Source organism: Aureispira sp. CCB-QB1 (assembly GCF_000724545.1).
Classification (GTDB): Bacteria; Bacteroidota; Bacteroidia; order Chitinophagales; family Saprospiraceae; genus Aureispira.
Map to the genome: position 1 here is coordinate 54,267 of NZ_JHBV01000041.1, position 20,626 is coordinate 74,892.

Consider the following 20,626-nt stretch of genomic DNA (forward strand, 5'->3'; position numbering starts at 1 on the left):
ATGGAGCCCTTAAGCACTTACCTGTTTAAGGGCTTTTTAGGTTTTTGACCACACAGAACCAAACATTTAGTGCTTTTAAAACTTATTTTAACCTAGCAGTAGAGAAAAGAATTATTATTAAATATTTTCAAAGCGTTAAAAATTTCCTAATTTTAGAGGTTCGATGAACAAAACTTAAAATTGCATACAATCCTTAAAAAAATAACCTTTTTTAATACAAACTTATTTTAAGTATGATAAAAACTACTTACAAAAAACTGCAACTCTTACTCTGTTGTCTGTTCTTTTGCTCGATTGGCTATACGAGTTGGGGGCAGGCTAATATACAGGTTCGAGTAACTTCTATCGAAGTTTTAAATAATCAAGACTGCGATAATGTTTTGTTTAACATAACAGGTGACAGTGATTTTATGTGGGAATATAAAGTCACTGATAATACAATTGGAAGGACAAATAATAATGCCAACTTAATTTCTGGTGGAGAAATTAGTAGCCTATTCTCAGCTCAAGCTAACTATGCTTTAGTCAGTGGAAATAATGGTCCTTATGTAAGAACTACTCCTAATAATTCCATTTTTGAGCCAGGTAATGGTATATTTTTTGACTGGGATTATGTCTGCCCTACTGACGTGCCAACTTCCCTTAATTTTGAATGGGCCGCTTACGAAGCCGATGAACCTATATTTGGTTCTGGAATTACTGTTCTTAGCAAAGATGCGAATACAGGAATTATCAATCAAACTTTGAGTGTTCCTGCATCTGGAGTCAGTGCTCCTCAAACATTTACAACATCTGCTTCTAATGGTAACTGTAGCCAAACTTATACTATAACAGTAGAAGTTACTAGAACAAATTTAGTCATCAACAATTGGGAAGATAATATTTGCAATGCCTCTCAAATTGTTGTAGGTACAAGTGATACACGTGCGTGGTGTCCAAACTGTACATTAGAACCTAATGAACCACACCAAGGAGATGTATCCAATAACCGTTCACGTTGGTTTTATTTTATTGCACCTCCTAGTGGTGAAGTTGATATTAGCACGGATAATGGTAACACAGACTTTGGAACCTATATTGAAATATATCACGCTGCTGATGGTGTTGGATGTACTTCTGGACTTCAACCTGTAAGCGGAACTTTGATTAAAGATAAATTTGAGTATTTATCCCACATCAACAATGCAGACTTAGGTGGATTTGCTAATATCCAAGGTGAAGCGGATATCACATTTACAGCCTGTGATCCTGTGAGCGGTTTTAGTAATCAAAAACTGCATCCTGGCGAGGCGTATTATGTACAATTGACCACAGATGATGCTAATGAAAGAGGTTATATTGAGGTTTCTGTTTCTGATTTAGGTGGAAGTTCTCCTCCTGATATAGAGGATATTCCTTGTACGGCTCCTACTACTTCTTTTGGAACGACTCCCATTAGCTCTTCGGCAGGTAGCCCTGCTACAATTAACCTCAATTTTGGATGCGCCTTGGACGGAGGCAACGACAATGGTGAAACAGGAGCAGCTCATACCAATAATAATCCTGACAATTATCATGCTTATGATTACGACCATCCAGCTGTTAATAACAACACAATGAATGAGTCGGTTTGGTTTAAATTTACAGCTCCAAACAGTGGACGAATTGTTTTCGAAACAGATTATCAAAGTGGTATCTACAGTGAAGGCTCTGCATTTTTTGCTAATGATGCTCGATTCGCTCCAGGTGTTCCTTCTGATTACTCTTGTGCAAACTTGACGAATGTTTCAGCAGCAGATGGAGGTCTAAATGGACTTTTAGGAGGTGCTGCAGAAAGTGCAATCATTATGGAACAGTGCTTAGAACCTGGTTACACCTATTATGGGATGGTTGACCCTGCCAATAACTTAACTCTTATCAATTCTCAAGATATAGATGTATGGTTACACGATCCTAGTACTTCCGACCCTGCCAACAACCCTCCACCAAACGACATTTTATGCTTGAGTATGCTAGATACCCTATTTGAGGTTCCTGTTAAGCCAGCCAATCAAACCATTCCATTTTCGGCAGTAGCGGGTGATAATACCAACGCTTGTATTGAAACCTTGGCAGGAGAACCTTTTTCTAATCCCAATCCAGCAGCACGTGCTGATCAAACCGTTTGGCACTATTTCACCGTACCACCATCAGGAGTGGTAGAAATTAAGTTGCGTGCTTATGTCGGTTTGGATAGTCTAAATTATGCTATTTATCCTTTGTTCCAAGATAGTTTGTGTTATGGAGGTTTGCAACCAGCCACCTATACCACTGATGGGACACAAGCAACACCACAAATTACAGCTGAATTTAGTGGTACCACAGGCTTTAATGGAGATATAATAGGGCTTTGTTGCTTGACTCCAGGAACAGTATATGCCATTCAATTAGATGGTGGACACCCTGGCGATGAAGGACAATACATTATTGAATACATCAATGAAATTGAGGTATATGCAGGGGATGCTCAATATAGTGTCTTGGGCGATACCGTTAACTTTATGGCAAGCGATACAGGTTTTGTCTGCTTTGGTGATACACTTTTCCCTAGTGTCATGGTAGATGGAAATGGTGTTTCAACAACAAACATTGCCAACTGTTTGGATATTGGATACATCGTTCAAGATAGCGTCAATATTCCTGATTCAATCATTAATGGTAACTTTACTTTTATTGACTCTGTTTATGCTCGCCCACACTATTGGGTGAATGATGGTACGCATCCATTTTCTCAAAATGCAGTTCATTATGTTGGTCCTATGGCTGATGAAACAGCAACCTGGGGTTCTTTAACTTGTCCTAGTGCAAGTTCTGAGAATGGTGCTCCATTTGTTTTCCTAAGCGAAATTATTTTAACCACGAATTATAATTCCAATAATTGTATTATTGATTTTAGTGCAACAGGTGGTTTCCCTAGTTATAACGGAAGTTTATTTGATTATTGGATTACCAATACAGCAGGCGATACCGTGCTTATGGGACAAACCGCAGTTGGGCTAACCAACCAATACGCTATTCCAGTTGCCGATACCTTTACCATAGTTATTACCGATGGAATGGGATGCAACCAAACAGCTATTGTTGATGCTACTCCTTGTTTAGATCCTTGTGTCAACAATCCTGTTTTTGTAACACCTGACCCGATTGACAGCTCCGTTTACACTTGTTACCCTGGTGGCGATTCGGCTTTGGTAACCATATTCTTAAATGGCGGCGCCCCAAGTACAACCGTTGGCGAGGCTTATACGGCTACGGTAAGCGGATCAACTACTCCTAATGGAAATGGTGTCTATACCACAACTGGCACAGGAGCACCTTCAGCTACTCCTTTCAGCTTTAGTGTAATGGATGGTGACACTTGGATGGTCATTGTTTTGGATAGTAATGGTTGTCCAGATACGACATCAGGAACATTTGATTACAACTTAATGAACTGTCCTGATTACTGTGCCTTAAATCCAATTACTAGTACCTTTAGTTATAATTGTAATATGGATGGTACTGCTTTGGTACAAATTACAGTTAACGGTGGTCAACCTACCATTGATGGCTCTAATTATACGGTCAATATTTCAGGCTCTACTGTCTTTGGGCAAAACTTCCAAAATGCCCAATTAAATGGTGTCATTGGAGGAGCAGCAAACTTCTCATTTTTAGTAAATGATAGTGATACTTGGACGTTTGATGTCTTTGACATTAATATGTGTGCAGATACCTTAACAGACATTTATACCTTTGATACGTCTAATTGTCCAATTTGTACCATGATGCCTGTTCAAATTTTACCAGACCCTGTTGACAGCAGCGTTTATACCTGTAGTTCAAACGGTGATGCTGTTGTTACTTTGTTTATTACGGGAGGAGCACCTTCTTTCAATGGCGGTCAATTTACCGTCACCACAACAGGTTCTAGTATTGCAGGACAGAATGGAACAACTCAAGAAAATGTTGGAATTTATCGCTTTAACATAGCCGATGGAGATACTTGGTCGGTTGTCGTTTCGGATGAGAATGGTTGTGCAGACACAGCAACAGGTTCCTTTAACTACAATCCTCTTGATTTGGCTGTTAACGTAGAGCCTTATGTTTGTTTTACAGATAAAACTGCGGATGTAACCATTCGTTTAAGTGGTGGTGAACCTGCTGCCAATGGTTCTAATTACTTAGTAACTATTATTGGTGCTTCTACGCTTGGTGCTTCTGGTTACCAAATTCCTGTACTAGGAACAATTGGAGACACGACTGATTATACCTTCAATGTTCAAGATGGAGATAATTGGTTAGTGGTCGTCACTGACAACAGTCAATGTGGAGTAGATAGTATTAGTGGCCACTTCCTTTGGAATGCAACGAACTGTGGTGATATTTGTAACGATCCTAATTATGTTGGGGTAAGTATTAATAATGGTTCTGGTTTATACAACTATTCTTGTGATTCGATTGGCAATGCTACTCTAAATCTTCAAATTACAGGTGGTATGCCTGCTCTAACAGCTGGTAATGATGATTATATTGCCAATGTTACCATCAATGGAGTAACCAACGCTTATTTGGTCAACTCGAATGGCAATTTTGGAACCTTGACGCTTAACTTGACGAATGGCGATGCTTGGTCGGTCATGGTGTTTGATGCCTTACAATGTGATACGGCTATGCTGTCAGCTACATTTACTTCTGTTAATGCTGTTGCCAATGCCATTACTCCTCCAGGTATGTTACTCGGACAATTTGCAACCTTAGACGGAACAGCCAGTACAGGAAATATCAACACGTATAATTGGGCACCAACCGCCAATGTAAACGATCCTTCGGCAGCTACTACTACGATTCAACCATTGAGTACAACAACTTATGTACTGACGGTAGCAGATACGTTGGGCTGTACAAGTTTGGATTCTGTACTTGTCGAAGTAGGGCGTTGTATTCCACACCATGCAGGATTTACCCCTAATGGCGATGGAGTTAATGACTTCTGGGAAATTCCTTGTTTGAATTTATTTACCAACCGTGTTCAAGTATTCAATAGATGGGGACTTCCTGTCTTTGAAACGGTTAATTACGATGGCACTTGGAATGGTAGAAACCTAGGACAAGACGTACCTGACGGGACATACTATTATGTTATCTCTGTAGATGAGCCACAATTAAGTGAGCCTAAAATTTACAAAGGAACAGTCACTATTATTCGATAATTTTAAGTTGCTAATGCCTTCCATGAAGGTATTAGCAACTATTTAACTATATCAATTATGAAAAATTTCATCATAATATGTCTTGGTGTATTGTTGCTTTGTACGACTGATACACTTCATGCACAACAAGACCCTCTGTTTGCTCAATACAATAGCAATCCTTTTTTAATCAACCCTGCTGTTGCGGGATCGAAAGGCAACCATTCTCTAAACTTATTTCACCGTTGGCAATGGGTTCGCTTCCCTGGAGCGCCTCAAACATTTGGGTTGACCTATCAAGGAACCATATGGAGAGACAAAAAGAATGGAGATTGGTTGGTCGGTTTAGGGGGGCTGCTATTTGGGGATGTTACAGGTCCTAGCTCTCGTTGGGGAGGAAAAATTTCAGGGGCAGTGCATCGTAAATTAGGCAAAAAAACATTTTTGTCGCTTGGTTTTTCGGGGCGTTTAGCGCACAATATTATCCGTACCGATATGATCCAACTCATTGATCCCAATGACCAAGCGGTTGCGAATGCTGATCCAGGAAATTGGAGCATTGATTTAGAGGTAGGTTTGTATTTATATACAAAAAATTTAACCGTTGGTTTTGCTGCCCCTAATCTAGGACAACGAGTGCTCAATTTTAGCTTCCGCCCCAACAATAGTGAACCAATTGGAAGGTATTATCGCCACTACTACCTATCTGCTGCATACAAAATTAGGCTTCCTGAGAAAAAAATCATTATTGAGCCTTCTATTATGCTTAGATACATTCAAGGTGCCGTTCCTCAATTTGAAGGAGGCGTTACGGTGCATGTTTTAAACGAACAAGTAGCCTTAGGACTATACTACCGCTACCCCGCATTCTTATCCTTCCAGTGCAAAGTCTTATTCGACAAACGTGTTCCAGTCTTGTTGGGATTCGATGTTGCTCTAAACACATTTCAGCAGCATAGCTTAGGCTCTACTGAATTGATGATTGGCTACGAATTTCCAGGTACAGATGTATTTGAAATGCCAGAGGTTGAAGAAACTCCTGATGGTTCTCTGTAAGAAATAATTTAGATTTAATATTGCCCAATACTATCAATGGTATTGGGCTTTTTTATGCACGTATGTTTTTTTTTATCTTTTTAATTAGTACATTTATGCCAAAATGTGACATACAGCAAGAAGAAAAGTTACGTTTATTGATAATATGATAATACAATATTACTATCACCTGTTGTAGAATTGCATCCTAAAAACAATCAAAGGTTGCATCACCCTCAACGTTTTATCAAGGAATACTCTTCTGCATATTTATTGTAATAGTTTACTAATTTTTCATTCGCTACAGCTCATTTGAACAGTTTAAAAAGGGAATCAAAAATTCATTTTTCACTTTGGGAAAGGACAAAACTGCATTCATTATTGCTGCATTCTTTTAGCGAACTATTATTATTGGGGATAATAAAATAACAGATGAAGCATCTAATCGAAATTTCAAAAATTGTAACAAAGAAAAAGGTCAAAAAAATTGAAATATTTGACGACCACTCTTTAAAACAGAAAAATTCAAAGTTTAATGAGTTCTATGAACTCTTAATGAAAGGGGATTTAAAAAGTGACCAAGAGGCCGCTCATGCCCTTTATAAGAGCATGCCGACTGACGACAAATACCGTCAATTAAAATCTAGATTCAAAAAACGTCTATTAAATACATTGTTTTTTTTAGATGTTAATCAGGCATCTAGTTCAAACTACAACAGAGCTTATTATAGTTGTCATAAAGATTGGACGTTAGTCAAGATATTGCTATCCAACAAAGCACAAGACACTGCTGCTCAGCTGGCTAAAAGTATCGTTGGTACGGCATTAAAATTTGAATTTTCAGACATTATCGTTAGTGCATCTAGAATTCTTCGTACACATGCAATGCAGCAAGAAGACGAAAAATCATACAACGAATACAATGCGTTGTGCCAAAAGTACCAAGCTATATTACAAGCTGAAATAGAATCAGATGAGTTATACGAACGAACCATTCTCAATAGCAAAAAGTCAAACTCTAAAGCACCTAATAAAATTGAATTATTACAATCTTATTGTGATCGATCTTTAGAATTGTCGCAAAGCCACCCTTCACCTGTTATTCTGTACAATCAATTCATGATCTTTGCTACTTTTCATGAAGTTCAAGAAGATTATCACAATGTTTACTCAACTTGTGAGACGGCAGAACAATATGTTTTGGAGCATCCCCATTTATACCGAGAAGACAAGTTAGCTAAAATCGCGTTGAAAAAGTTATTGGCTTTAGTTCATCTAAAAGATTTTGAAAAGGGACAAATTCAAGCTGAAGCGTATTTAAAAATTTTTGAAAAAAACGAAATTTGGCTACAGCTTTACGAGTACTATCTCTTGCTAGCCATACACTGTCAAGAATATTCTGTCGCACACGATGTTTTTGAGCGAGCTTATGAAGATAAACGTTTCAAAAAAATATCGAATGAAGACCAAGATAAATGGAATGCATTTGAGGTCTATCTTTGTGTCTTGTTGTGGATACAAACAGATAGCAAAAATGAGAAACCCAAACGTTACAAACAATTTAAAGTGAAACGGTTCTTGGAAGAGCCTATTATTTTCCCTAAAAACCAACGTATTTTCACTGTAATTTTAGTCATTGCTCAAGTGCTATTTCTCCTACAAGAAGAACGCTTGGGAGAAGCTTTTGAACGAGTGGAGCGCCTAAAAGGGTATTCTACGCGTTTATTAAAGCAAGAGGAGCACTATAGAATTACTCAGTTTGTCCGTTTGTTGCAACAATTAGCAAAGGCACATTTTGATTACAAGAAAATTGGAGTCCACCAAAAATACGTAGATCGTCTAAAAGAGTCTTCCATCAAATATAGAAACTCCCCCAATGAATTGGAAATTATCCCTTATACACATTTGTGGGAGATGATTTTAGATATTACCAATTACGAAAATAGTTAAGAATTTATGGAAGTGACAATTGAAAACATACATCAATGGGCTTATGATGAAAATCTACATTTTAAGAATCAAGATGAAGCTTCTTCTTTCTATAATCCAACATATATTCCGACATTAGTTGAACTAGCAGGGAAAAAGGATTGCCCCAAACAGGAACGAATTCAATCTATACTAGAATCTTATATCCAAGAGAGTTTTTTAAAACGAAAGACAGAGGTTCTAAAAGAGATCAACGGAAAGCTACAAGAAATAAAGCCTTTTTTAAATACCCAGTGGTTGGTTTTATGGTTTGTTAATTTTCAATATATTTACAATATTTATCAAACTCCACAGCGTTTAACAACTGCTGCTTGTGATAAGATTGCTCATGACTTACTAATTGGTCATTTTACACAGCGAACGTTCAAAAAACACGGTCCCTTAAAAGATGGCGCTTTGGAATATAGTGCAGAAGCAACTCCTTTTAAGCTTTACCTGTATATCCATCCAGTTGATGGCTTGTGGCGAACTTCTAAATACCTTCGTTTGTTAAAATTCGACCAATAGACATGAACGAATCCCTTGTTAGTATTTTAATGCCCGTTCGCAACACAGCTCCTTTTTTGGAAGAATGTTTGGATTCTATTCGAGAGCAAACGTATAAAAACTGGGAATTAATTGCCATTGAAGACCATTCTATAGACAAGAGTTGGTATATTTTACAAAAGTATGCATCATTAGACCATCGAATAAAAGTTTATCAAAATAAAGGCAAGGGTATCATTGCTGCCCTGAGAATGGCTTACCAATATTCCAAAGGTTTTTTTGTTACTCGAATGGACTCTGATGACAAAATGCCTCCTAAAAAAATAGAAATATTACAGGCTCAACTCCATCAAGCAGGACCTGGGCATTTGGCAACTGGCTTAGTAGAGTATTTTAGTGAACAAGCTTTAGGAAATGGCTATTTACGCTATGCCGAATGGTTAAACAAACTTACTCGGGAAGGAAGTAATTTTCAAGAAATTTATAAAGAATGTGTCATTCCTTCTCCTTGTTGGATGGTATTCAAAACAGATTTAGATGCTGCTGGAGCATTTGCGCCAGATCGATATCCCGAAGATTACGATTTATGTTTTCGATTTTATCAACAAGGCTTAACCTGTTTGGCTTCTAATCATATATTGCACTATTGGCGCGATTCAGAAGGTCGCACATCTAGACATGACCCTAATTATGCTGATAATAATTTTTTGGATATCAAGCTAGACTATTTCTTAGCATTAGACTATGATCGCACCCGCCCATTGATAGTCTGGGGTGCTGGCAAAAAAGGAAAATCCATTGCCCACAAGCTTATCGACCAACGTGTTTCTTTTACTTGGATTTGTAATAACAGTAATAAAATAGGCAAAGATATTTATGGCCAACGGCTGTATCCCGTGCAGGAGCTCTCCAACTTAAAGCAACCCCAAGTGATCATCGCTATTGCTCAACCTGATGCACAATTCTCTATTCGAACAATATTAAAAGAGCAGCACCTAAAAATTAAAGATGATTTCTTTTTCTTTGCATAAAGACAACGGTTTATTCAATTAAAGCCTAATAGCATTAAAATTTTCCTTAGAGTTTGTCTATCTTCGTTTTAGAAAACAAATTTTAATACAGCACAAATCATAAAAAGACTGCTAAATTTATAAAATATCGTTCTTAAAATCGTATTTTATCTTTTAGTCATCCTTTTATTTTGTGTAAAGAATATTATTAACTACTCGAAATCCTCACAAATAGATGGATTATCATACAAAAGAATTTACATACAAGCTCCGACCCGATGACATTATAGAAATTTCCATGCGAAAAGATTTTGAAGGCAATTTAGTTTTAGAGGAAGTGGAGGAAAATTTGCGTATTTTAGATGAGGTTATTGGAGGCAAACCCAAAGGAATTATATTGCATTTTCCTGAAAAATATGTCAAAAAAGAAGTTCTAAAACAATATACAGAACCTCCTAAACATGTTGTAGCACGAGCCTTTTTAACTCAATCCTTTGCATCCAAATTGATTGGCAATCTTTACCTAACTCTAATACAACGTTTCATAAAAGAAAATATACCTTCTAAAATTTTTAGCAAAAAGCAAGAAGCTATAGAATGGTTGACAAAAGAACTCAACAATTAGCAGCGCAATTTTTGTAGCAAGTATTTAAAACAATTATTTAACTCCTTACTTTTGTTTTCACCCCCCAAAGCACATTTATACTATTTAACTTTATAAGTGTGGCATGATTGATAAACAATAAAAAGTTTACCTCTTGAGATCGCCAATGTAATTGATTATAATACTATTACGCGGTTTCAACAAACTATTACTAGACGAATATCCCTTTTTGTAAACTTTTGCTAAGTTGGCAAATAAATATAAATATGATGGAATACAACACCAAAGAGATGCATGTTGCAGTGCATTCAAACGGAATTCTAGAGTTACGTCCTGCTCCAGGTTATAATGGAACCTTGACTATGGAAGAAGTTGATAATAATATAGCTGCGTTGAAAAAAGCATTGAACAATCAACCTGGCGCTACTTTAATTTACTCTTCGGGTATGTACGTCAAAAAAGATGTCCTAAAACGATATACCGACACAGGGCTTCCTATTGTTGCTACAGCTCTGATAGCAGATTCATTTGCCTCTAGGTTGGTAGGAAATTTATTTCTGACACTTAGAAAACGGATGGATGCTAGCCAACGTCCTACCAAGATTTTTGCAGAGCGTTCAGAAGCTATTAAATGGTTGGAAAAACAACTTTCGTTAGCCAAAAAATAAAGCAATATGCGGTACAAAACTAAAGAAATAACTATTATCTCGTACCCTAATGCCATCTTGGAAATATCCATAAATAAAGAAGTTCAGGGAGTTTTGACATTGGAGGAAGTAGAGAATAACTTAAATACACTCCACAAAGCAGCCAACGGCAACACTGTAGCTACTCTAATTCATGTTTCAAATACTTATATCAAAAAAGAAGTCTTGCGACATTATGCTGATGTAGAATTTATCGTTGCTACAGTTCTCTTGGTCAACTCTTACCCTTCTAAATTGATTGGGAATATTTTCTTAAGCATTGTATCTCGTTTCAACACCAGACAAGTTCCTACCAAACTATTTACAAGCAAAGAAAAAGGTATTCAATGGTTGGAAAAACAGTTGGCGTTGCTAAAGTAAATCTTAAAAAAAACGAACTCTTACACTACAAAACGAACTAATATTGCTATTTTTGTGTACGATATTAAGAATAATCGTTTAAGGAAATGCTTCATTTCTCAAAAAATCACAAAGCTCTTTTCATGGAAACTTCTAAAATTACGATTGCTGTTGATGGCTTCGCAGCCTGCGGCAAAAGTACACTAGCTAAAGCACTTGCCAAAAAATTAGGATATGTTTACGTCGATTCTGGCGCTATGTATCGTGCTGTTACGCTTTATTTTTTAGATCACAATATAGACATTGAAAATCCAGCTTCGGTAGAAGAAGCGTTGCAAAACATTAACATTCACTTTGAAAACATTGAAGGTAAAAATCATACTTTTTTAAATGGCGAAGACGTAGAAGATGCCATTAGAACCATGCGCGTTTCTAACTTTGTAAGCCCCGTTGCCACGATCTCTGCGGTACGCAAAGCTATGGTTAAGCTTCAACAAGCTATGGGTGCCAAAGGTGGGATCGCAATGGATGGTCGTGATATCGGAACGGTTGTTTTTAAGGATGCCGAACTAAAACTCTTTCTAACAGCTTCCATCGAAGAACGGACACGCAGAAGGTTAGCAGAATGGCAAAGTAAGGGAATAACAGATATTTCTCCTGAAGAAGTAGAAAAAAACCTACGCACACGTGATCACATTGACTCTACTAGAGCAGATAGCCCTCTTTGTCAAGCAGAAGATGCCATCGAGATTGACAATAGCTTGCTCACTCCTACCGAACAATTGGAATTTGCACTTCAACTTTCAAAAGACATCATCGAAAAAAAGGCTATGGGATTAGTGACTAACTAATCCTTCTAGTTTATCAACCATTTATTTTATTATTGTAATTGGCTGCATTGTAGTGTAGTTTCAACGAGTCAGTATTAAATAGAATCGGCATTTTAGTAGAGTACTACTAAAATGCTTTTTTGCTTGCAGGAAACAAACTTCAAATCGTAACAACGATCTACCAAATAATGACCATTATTCTTCTTCAAATATACCTGTCTCAAAACCATCCAAACTCGTTGTATTTTTTTCTTTCCAATAACTTTTAATTTTTGCCCTTCCCTTTTTTTCTGCCCAATTTCTTAAAATGCTCCTTTCTTCTTTGAAATCCATCAAAGGTACCGCATACCCACAGGATGTTTGCACCAAATCTAGGTCCAGCACAATAATTTGACGCGTTCCTACATCGGCAGGAAAACAATCAATGTACTGATGAAAAACTTCGTCTCGTTCATGATAAGCCTTTGCTTGACCATACAAGCGTAAGATAAGAGGTTTGCCTTCAAAAGCACAAAACATAATAGTCATTCGGCTATTTTCTAATAAATGCGCAGCCGTTTCATTGCCACTTCCCGTCAAGTTCAGCCACACAATACGCTTCCCATCAATTACTCGAAACGTATCCATCCCTTTTGGGGATACATTGACATGTCCTTCTTTTCTTGCTGTTCCTACAAAAAATAGTTTTTGTTTTTTAATAAATTCTATGAGCTCTTGGTTCAATTCTTTTAGTAATGTTGCCATTTTCAACGATTTACATTAGAAGTTATAAAATATCCTGTTTTTTTGCCTCCTTTTTGATCAAATCAATAGATCTAGAGCAATTTTTAACAAAAGACATTTCTAAATTTAATAAAGTTTTATTGTATCTTTCCTTCTTTGCTAACAAGTCATCTTCCAATTTTGACAATCGAAGACGAATACTTTGCCGTAGCACCTTTATCTGATTATTAGCACTATTTTCAATTTCATACAGCTGCTCAATATAATGCTTGACAGAGGTATGAAGTATTTTTTTTTGATGTTCGTAAGTATTCTTTGCTACGTTTTTCTGATTTTTAATAGCATCAATAATGACTTGGCGTTCCCTTATAAAGCGAATTTCTTCTTTTGCCTTTTCTTCTACTTTTCGAGTCGGTTTTATTAGATTGTCTATTCGATTTAATATCTCATAGTGTGTATTCTCTAGTGCTTCCCATCTAGGCTGATAACGAGCATCTATTGTTGCAATTTGTTGCAAATACCCTTCTTCTAAATCTTGTTGCTGTGTGGGTAAATATTTATTCTCTAGAAAGCGTTGTTTACGACTTGCCGTTTTTCCTATAAAAGCCTTCCACAAAGGTTGTGTATTTTGATTTTGCCGAATTTCTACGCACTTTTTTCGATACGCTTTAGACAATTGATGATACTGTTTTTGATAAAGCATTTGGCAAGCTTTCCAAGCTTCTTGATGGCTAGTAAACTCTTTTTTGTAAGATTCGTTGAATACTTTGTAACGCTGTTGCTCGCATTGATATACGTCAAAAACCTTTTGAATCTTTTGAAAAAGCAATACTTTCCACTGATCAGGAATAGCTGTCTCAGTAAATAAGTTGGTCAAAAATTCCAAGTCCTTGTCAACTTTCAAGAAATCTTTATTTGACCTTAGTTTCCAAAATCGTTTAATAGATTTCCACCAGTTATACCGTTCTTTCTTGAATTTATCCAACAGCGTAGGCAATGCAGCTTGAATCAACGGATGAAACAAGCATTCAAAAGAATTCGTAAGCCAATCTATGTTTTCAATTTTTAATATAGGGGCATATATTTTTAAAACATCGTCTCCTAACGGAGTCATTAACTCTTCATCTTGTCCTTGTTCATTTCCAAAAACCAAGCACCAATCTTCAGCACTAGGACGCATACGCTCATTTTTAACCCCTTGTATAAAACAAAGATTAAATAAATATTGCAAAGCAATTGGAAAATGATCAAATGCTCTGTGCAATGAAGGTATTGCCGAAAAATAGGTCTGTTGATTGGGATTATGTACATACAGACCATGTTTTAGTTTTTCTCCCAAGCCATTAGCGTCTTTAAATTGTCCCTTGGTCGTAGCAGCAAATGGATGGATACCCAATAAAATTTTATAAAAAACAACCGCCATACTAAAGGCATCCCAACTAATAGGCAATGCTTTAGAACTACGCTGCAAAGCATGGAACTCTGGCGGTGCAAATTCTGGGGTTGCCATCGCTGCTGGAAAAAGTATTTGCTCCCCTCTTATAACTTCAATAGAATCCATATCTACCAAAGCAACCAGCCCATTGGATTGGATCAAAATATTATCAGGCTTCAAATCAACCATTACATACTTTCCCGTTTGATGAATATGATACAAGGCAACAGCAATGTTAAAACATACTTTTTGTCTCAAAGCTAAAGCTCCTTCTGTTCCTAATTCAAAACGTTGCCATTTTGTAGGGAGATGCCTTGGCAATTTGGGTGTTACTAAAATCTCTAACAACTCGCCTTCGACTTTTGGCATCAAAAACCCAACAAAACGTTGCTGCATTTCCAATATGGCAACGGGCCAACTAATTAATTGCCCTTGGGTATTATTATCAAAAATAGGTGGGTTTTCTATCAAGTATCGCAACTTATGTTGCCGTTGCTTGGTTCTCTTATTAGAATGATAAATCTTGGCGACTAAGTGAACGTATTCTTGAGGCTGAAGGACTTTGTACAAACACCCTTCTCCTCCTTGTGCAAAAGGAGTTGCATTCAGTATTAAAATAACATGGTTAGTTGCATTCCAAACTTTCACTAAACAGATGTTTTAAGGCTTAAAGTAGCTAAGTGCCCTGCAAAGTATTTATCTAATATTTTTTCTGAACGATTATTTAAGCAAACCTTTTATCTACGTTTTAGCACAAAAAAAAGAGATTCTAAAAAAAATAAGGCTACAAATAATCGACTAATTAATAGAAAATGTACCTTTGTGGCAAGATAGAGACTTATTGACATTATATTAGCGATGTACTAATATTAATATGGTGTAGCTTTCCTTTGTTTTTTATAAAAAAAATCAAAAAAACACCTTTGTATTAAACTCGCTGCCAGCTCTTTAAACATTTTCAATCAGCTACGCAGCATTCATACAATAAATTGATGCAAGTTAGCTACGCTGTTACTATATGATTTTCACAAAGTAATATACTATAAAAGTAATCAAAAAAAATGGAGACAGTAGTTTTAGTTATCGTCAGGTTTTGTAATAATTAAAACTACGCTACTATTCACACATAAAACTTACTCAAATTATGAACTACGATGTAATTGTAATCGGATCTGGACCAGGTGGTTATGTTGCGGCTATTCGCGCAGCTCAACTAGGACTAAAAACAGCTGTTGTTGAACGTGAGTCGTTGGGAGGTATTTGTTTAAACTGGGGATGTATTCCAACCAAGGCACTTCTTAAAAGTGCGCAAGTATTTGAATACATCAATCATGCATCTGATTATGGTATTGAAACTGCTGATCCTAAAGCAGATTTTGGCGCTATTGTAAAACGTTCTCGTGGCGTAGCGGACAAAATGAGTAAAGGGATCAAGTTTTTGATGGGTAAAAACAAAATTGATGTTTTGATGGGTACTGGTAAATTAGTGGCTGGCAAAAAGGTAGCCGTAACTGATGATAAAGGTAACACAAAACAATATGGCGCCAAGCATATTATTGTTGCTACAGGTGGTCGTGCTCGCCAATTACCTGGTATTGACATTGACAAAAAGAAAGTTATTGGTTACCGTGAGGCAATGGTCTTAGAAGAACTTCCTAAGAAAATGGTTGTTATGGGATCTGGTGCGATTGGTGTAGAATTCGCTTACTTTTACAACACGCTAGGAACAGAAGTTACTATTGTTGAATACATGGACAATATTTTGCCTAGAGAAGATGCCGATGTCTCAAAGGAGATGAAAAAAATCTTCAAGAAAGCTGGTATGCAATTAAAAACTAGCTCTGCTGTAACTAATGTTGATACCAAAGGAAAAGGTTGTAAAGTTACTGTTAAACACAACAAAACAGGAAAAGAAGAAGTCTTAGATTGTGATGTGGTTCTTTCTGCTGTTGGTGTTGTTCCTAACACAGAAAACATTGGCTTGGAAACAGTGGGCGTCAAAACCAACAAACATGGTTTCATTGAAGTAGATGATTTTTACAAAACCAATGTAGATGGGATTTATGCTATTGGTGACGTTTTGGCAACACAAGCTCTAGCTCACGTTGCTAGTGCAGAGGCCATCACTTGTGTTGAAAAAATTGCTGGACACCATCCTGAAAAAATAGACTACAACAACATTCCTGGTTGTACTTATTGTAGTCCTGAAATTGCTTCTGTTGGTATGACCGAAGCACAAGCTAAAGAAGCTGGTTACGAACTACGAGTAGGTAAGTTTCCTTTCTCTGCATCAGGAAAAGCTAGTGCAGCAGGCTCTAACCACGGTTTTGTAAAAGTAATTTTTGACAAAAAGTATGGCGAGTTTTTAGGTTGTCATATGGTTGGTGCTAATGTTACCGAAATGGTGGCAGAAATTGTTGTTGCTCGCAAGCTAGAAACGACAGGAATGGAGATCATCAAATCGGTACATCCTCATCCAACAATGAGTGAAGCAGTTATGGAAGCTGCTGCTGCTGCTTATGATGAAGTCATTCATTTGTAAAGGCTAATAAGCTAACTTAATAATATACTTACGCTGATTCTTCGGAGTCAGCGTTTTTTTTATGCCTAGTTCCCCCTAATCGCTGTGTAAAATCTTGGAGCAATTATAACAAACAATTAAATGTGTATTTTAATCTTCTAAATCCAAGAGAATCAAGTAATTTTTCTATCTTTAAAAGGCAACAAAACTAGAAGGTTTATCCTCTCCCCTTTTTTTATAAACCAACCGTTCTTATCATGCAGATTTTAAAATCCGTTTCAAAATCTATGGCATTGCTATGCTTTAGTATAAGTATTCTAGTTATTGGGCTTACGTTTCCCCACTATGCCCAACAAGACAGCAACCAACTGCTTTCTCCAGATGCTCCGCCACAATCCGCAGATGATTTTCTAAAAACTGGATTAACGTTTCAAAAAGAAGATAAATTTCAGGAAGCTACTCCTATGTTTCAAAAGGCATTGGCGCTTTATGAAAAAGATAAAAACTGGAATAAAATTGCAAAGACCATTTACTACGCAACCAAGCAGTGTAATTGTGGCGTAGCCAGCAAGTTTAATGGTCCTGTTATAGAAGCTTCTTTAAACCAACTCACTCCTTTGTTACCAGATACTAGTTATTGGATTGGACGCTTATATATTGCCAATGGTCTTTATTATAAAAGAGCAAAAGGAAAAAAAAGGGATCATAAAAAAGCGATAGAGTTGGTTCAAAAAGGAAAAGAAATCCTACAATTTCACAACAAACCTGAAGACATTCTTGCTGCGGATTTTATTATTGCCAGAGAGCTCAAATACACCTTTAAGAATAGAAAGAAGGGCTGGGAAGCCACCTTTAATGCTCTTATAAAAACGGCCATAGATGCTCGTAGGTTGCCTATAGAACATCCTACTCGTAGAGAAATACATTCGTACATACTCGATGAAATTGTTAACAAATCGAATGCTGCTAGGGCTTATGTTGAAGCAGAAAAAGAATTGCTAAAGCAAGAAAAACGTTGGGCAGATTACATTTATAGTAGCATTATGCTTAGCCAAGGGTATTACTCCATTCAAGACTACAAGGCGATGCAACAACAACTGCAACAAGCTTTAAACGTTCTAGAACAATATCAACTTCCAGACGACAAAGCCTATTTAGTCAGCCAAACGTATTACCTTTTAGCAACATATTATCGACAGGTAGGTGATTTGGAACAAGCTGCCAAATTTTATAAAAAAACAGAATCTGCTCCCCTCACTCCTCAGGTGGAGTTAGCTTTGTACCAAGGTATGGGAATGCTTTATTTGCAAAAAAATGATTTTGAAAATGCTGCTCTTTATTTTAAGAACTTAGAAATACTCACTCAAACGACCAAAAATGATGTTTTAGAAGGGCGTTTACCTCATGATTTAGGTTGGATTGAAGAGCAAAAAAACTATTTGCGATTAGCCTTGCAGTTCTATCAAAAATCACATAAAAAAACATTAAAAAGTTTTCAAAAAAGAGGAGATGATACTGGCAATAAAATTCAAAGTCTGATACATACTAATCATGCCATTGCTAGAGTCAACTACAAATTAAATCGTCCAGATTCTGCTATGTACTATTTAGAGTTCAATCAGCATTTGCACAACCATCCATTTCCTGCGCATCCCAATGGTGCACCTTATCATAACTATACGACCAATCTTTGGTTGGGAAGAATTTATACTCAAAAAGGAGCATTTGAAAAGGCAAAACTTGCATTTGATAAAGCCTTAGAGCAAGCGCATCAAGTTCCCTCCGATATTCCCTATGACTTATATAAAATTCACCATGCCATCGCGGATCATTATTATGCTCAGGCGTATTGGGCTAAGAGCCTAGAAGCCTGCCAAATAGCCATTCAACATCTAATTTCCGACTACCCTATTGATGCGATTGACGCCTTGCCCAATCCTGAGAAGACACCATTTTTGCGAGAATTGTGGGAGTTGGTTTTATTAAAATCTAACGTATTCAAACAAATAGGAAAAATAGATTGGGCCTATCAAACTGTTCAACATGCTATTGTTATTATTAATCAGCTGCAAAATAGTTTTAATGGCGAAGATTCTAAGTTATTTATCACACAAGTAACCATTCCTACTTATGAACTAGCCATTGAATTAGCCATTCAATCCAAGGATAATCCAACAGCTTTTCTTTATTCTGAACAAAGCAAAAGCGTCTTACTTTTGAGTGCGCTAAAAAATAATACGGCCAAAAAATTTGGCAACCTTCCCGATAGCCTAATTGAAAAAGAAACAACTTTAGCTCAGAATTTAGTAGCCTATGAAAAGCAGCTTTTTGAGGCCGAAAGCTCTAAAGATACGTCCATTATTAATCATTCTAGACCTAAAATATTGCAAATTCGACAAGAAATAGAAGCACTTCAGCGTTTGTTTGAACAAAAATATCCCAAGTATTATGCACTCAAATATGCGCCACAAATTGCAACCGTTCAACAGGTTCAAGATTATATTAACGATAGTACTTTGTTAGTTGAATACTTTGTTGGTGATAGTAGCATTTATCTATTTTCTATTCAAAAAGAAGCTTTTCTTATCAAACGCATCCCTAAAGAAGCTAACTTTAATCGTACAACCAATGCTCTTTATCGTTCGCTAAAAAACATTGGCAAAATTAGTAGCGATTATGATGGCTTAGTAGAAAAATTTAGTCGTCATTCGCATTCTATTTACCAACAATATTTGGCTCCCGTCTTGATTCCCAACAAACAACAGCTTATCGTTGTCCCAAGTGGCAAGTTTGCTAATTTACCCTTTGAAGTTTTTCTACAGACACTTCCCAATCAGCAAGAAACAACAAGTTTTAAATCCCTAGATTATTTAATCAATGATTATACAATCAATTACCAATACTCTACTTCTTTGATGTTGTATTACCACCCTGAATTGTCCAACAATGGGAAAGTTTTGGCGATGGCGGCTTCTTATGATTTGACGTCTCAAGAACTAGCAACCATAAAAGCTCGGGATACTCGTGCTGGCGATTTAAGAAGTAGCTTGGACCCTATTCCTGGAACTAAAAAAGAAGTCAAAGCGCTTGAAGAACACTTTCACGGAAAATTCTTGGTTGACCAAGATGCTAACGAAACCAATTTTAAACACTTGGCTCAAAGCAACGAATTTTCAATTATTCATATGGCTATGCACGGGATTGTAGACAAACGAAATCCAGAATACTCTTGCATGGCTTTGACAAAAGGCTCTAAGGATAGCTTAGTAGACGATTTACTGTATGCCTATGAGATTAATTTACTCGACTTGCAAGCCAATTTAGTGGTGCTTAGTGCCTGTGAAACAGGATATGGCAAATATGAACGAGGCGAAGGAGTTATGAGTATTGGGCGTGGTTTTATGTATGCAGGAGTACCTAGCATTGTAATGACATTGTGGCCCTTGAGCGATGGTTCTGGTCCTTTTTTGATAGAAAAATTATACCAAGGTTTAGCCGAAGGATTACCAAAAGATCAAGCGTTGCGCCAAGCCAAATTAGCTTGGATTGATCATGCAGGTGATAAAACGGCACATCCGTTCTTTTGGGCTAGTTTTATTACATTGGGTGATAATAGCCCAATTTATGTCAAAAAACACAGCTTATTAAAGGATTATTGGATCCATGGAGTTTTAGCATTGCTTCTTTTGAGTGGATTTGGTTTCTTTCTTAAACGAAAAAAAATGACGTAATTATTGGGGGAGAATAAAGACCAAGGA

Annotated in this window: 13 protein-coding genes; 11 read left to right on the top strand and 2 right to left on the bottom strand. The window is 36.8% G+C overall.

Annotated features, from left to right (window positions below; translation table 11 throughout):
- Window positions 1-233 precede the first annotated feature (233 nt).
- The 9 genes from CG11_RS20765 (at window position 234) to cmk (ending at window position 12,210) form a co-directional block, all read left to right on the top strand.
- Window positions 234-5,210 carry a gliding motility-associated C-terminal domain-containing protein gene (locus tag CG11_RS20765; RefSeq protein ID WP_052598771.1) on the top strand — a complete coding sequence of 1,659 codons (4,977 nt, stop codon included), beginning with the start codon at window positions 234-236 and terminating at the stop codon, window positions 5,208-5,210.
- A 57-nt stretch (window positions 5,211-5,267) separates the two neighbouring features.
- Entirely contained in the window at window positions 5,268-6,245 is a 978-nt protein-coding gene (locus CG11_RS20770; RefSeq protein ID WP_052598772.1) for a PorP/SprF family type IX secretion system membrane protein, read from the top strand.
- Between the two features lie 411 nt (window positions 6,246-6,656).
- Complete coding sequence (locus tag CG11_RS20775) at window positions 6,657-8,174, top strand: hypothetical protein (RefSeq protein ID WP_052598773.1); 1,518 nt, start codon at window positions 6,657-6,659, stop codon at window positions 8,172-8,174.
- A 6-nt stretch (window positions 8,175-8,180) separates the two neighbouring features.
- The gene (locus CG11_RS20780; protein ID WP_052598774.1) at window positions 8,181-8,720 is read left to right on the top strand and encodes a hypothetical protein; all 540 of its coding nucleotides are present in this window, start codon (window positions 8,181-8,183) and stop codon (window positions 8,718-8,720) included.
- Between the two features lie 2 nt (window positions 8,721-8,722).
- Complete coding sequence (locus CG11_RS20785; RefSeq protein WP_052598775.1) at window positions 8,723-9,730, top strand: glycosyltransferase family 2 protein; 1,008 nt, start codon at window positions 8,723-8,725, stop codon at window positions 9,728-9,730.
- Window positions 9,731-9,944: 214 nt separating this feature from the next.
- On the top strand, window positions 9,945-10,334 hold the full coding sequence (locus tag CG11_RS20790) for a hypothetical protein (protein ID WP_052598776.1): 390 nt from the start codon (window positions 9,945-9,947) through the stop codon (window positions 10,332-10,334).
- A 245-nt stretch (window positions 10,335-10,579) separates the two neighbouring features.
- The gene (locus tag CG11_RS20795; protein WP_156039844.1) at window positions 10,580-10,981 is read left to right on the top strand and encodes a hypothetical protein; all 402 of its coding nucleotides are present in this window, start codon (window positions 10,580-10,582) and stop codon (window positions 10,979-10,981) included.
- Between the two features lie 6 nt (window positions 10,982-10,987).
- Window positions 10,988-11,380: a hypothetical protein gene (locus CG11_RS20800; protein WP_052598778.1), complete on the top strand. Its 393-nt coding sequence runs from the start codon at window positions 10,988-10,990 to the stop codon at window positions 11,378-11,380.
- A 122-nt stretch (window positions 11,381-11,502) separates the two neighbouring features.
- A complete protein-coding gene (cmk, locus tag CG11_RS20805; RefSeq protein WP_052598779.1) occupies window positions 11,503-12,210 on the top strand; it encodes a (d)CMP kinase in 708 nt (235 codons plus the stop codon).
- A 174-nt stretch (window positions 12,211-12,384) separates the two neighbouring features.
- Here the strand turns inward: cmk and CG11_RS20810 are convergent, their stop codons facing one another.
- Window positions 12,385-12,933, bottom strand: a complete 549-nt coding sequence (locus CG11_RS20810) for a pyridoxamine 5'-phosphate oxidase family protein (RefSeq protein WP_052598780.1) — start codon at window positions 12,931-12,933, stop codon at window positions 12,385-12,387.
- A 22-nt stretch (window positions 12,934-12,955) separates the two neighbouring features.
- Window positions 12,956-14,995: a hypothetical protein gene (locus tag CG11_RS20815; protein WP_052598781.1), complete on the bottom strand. Its 2,040-nt coding sequence runs from the start codon at window positions 14,993-14,995 to the stop codon at window positions 12,956-12,958.
- A gap of 496 nt (window positions 14,996-15,491) precedes the next feature.
- Between CG11_RS20815 and lpdA the strand changes: the two genes are divergently transcribed.
- Together lpdA and CG11_RS20825 are read left to right on the top strand one after the other, a co-directional pair.
- Window positions 15,492-16,889 (top strand): dihydrolipoyl dehydrogenase, encoded by a 1,398-nt coding sequence (gene lpdA, locus CG11_RS20820; protein WP_052598782.1) that lies wholly within the window; start codon window positions 15,492-15,494, stop codon window positions 16,887-16,889.
- Between the two features lie 236 nt (window positions 16,890-17,125).
- Window positions 17,126-20,599, top strand: coding sequence for a CHAT domain-containing protein (locus tag CG11_RS20825; protein ID WP_081909617.1), 3,474 nt, complete (start codon window positions 17,126-17,128; stop codon window positions 20,597-20,599).
- Window positions 20,600-20,626: the final 27 nt, after the last annotated feature.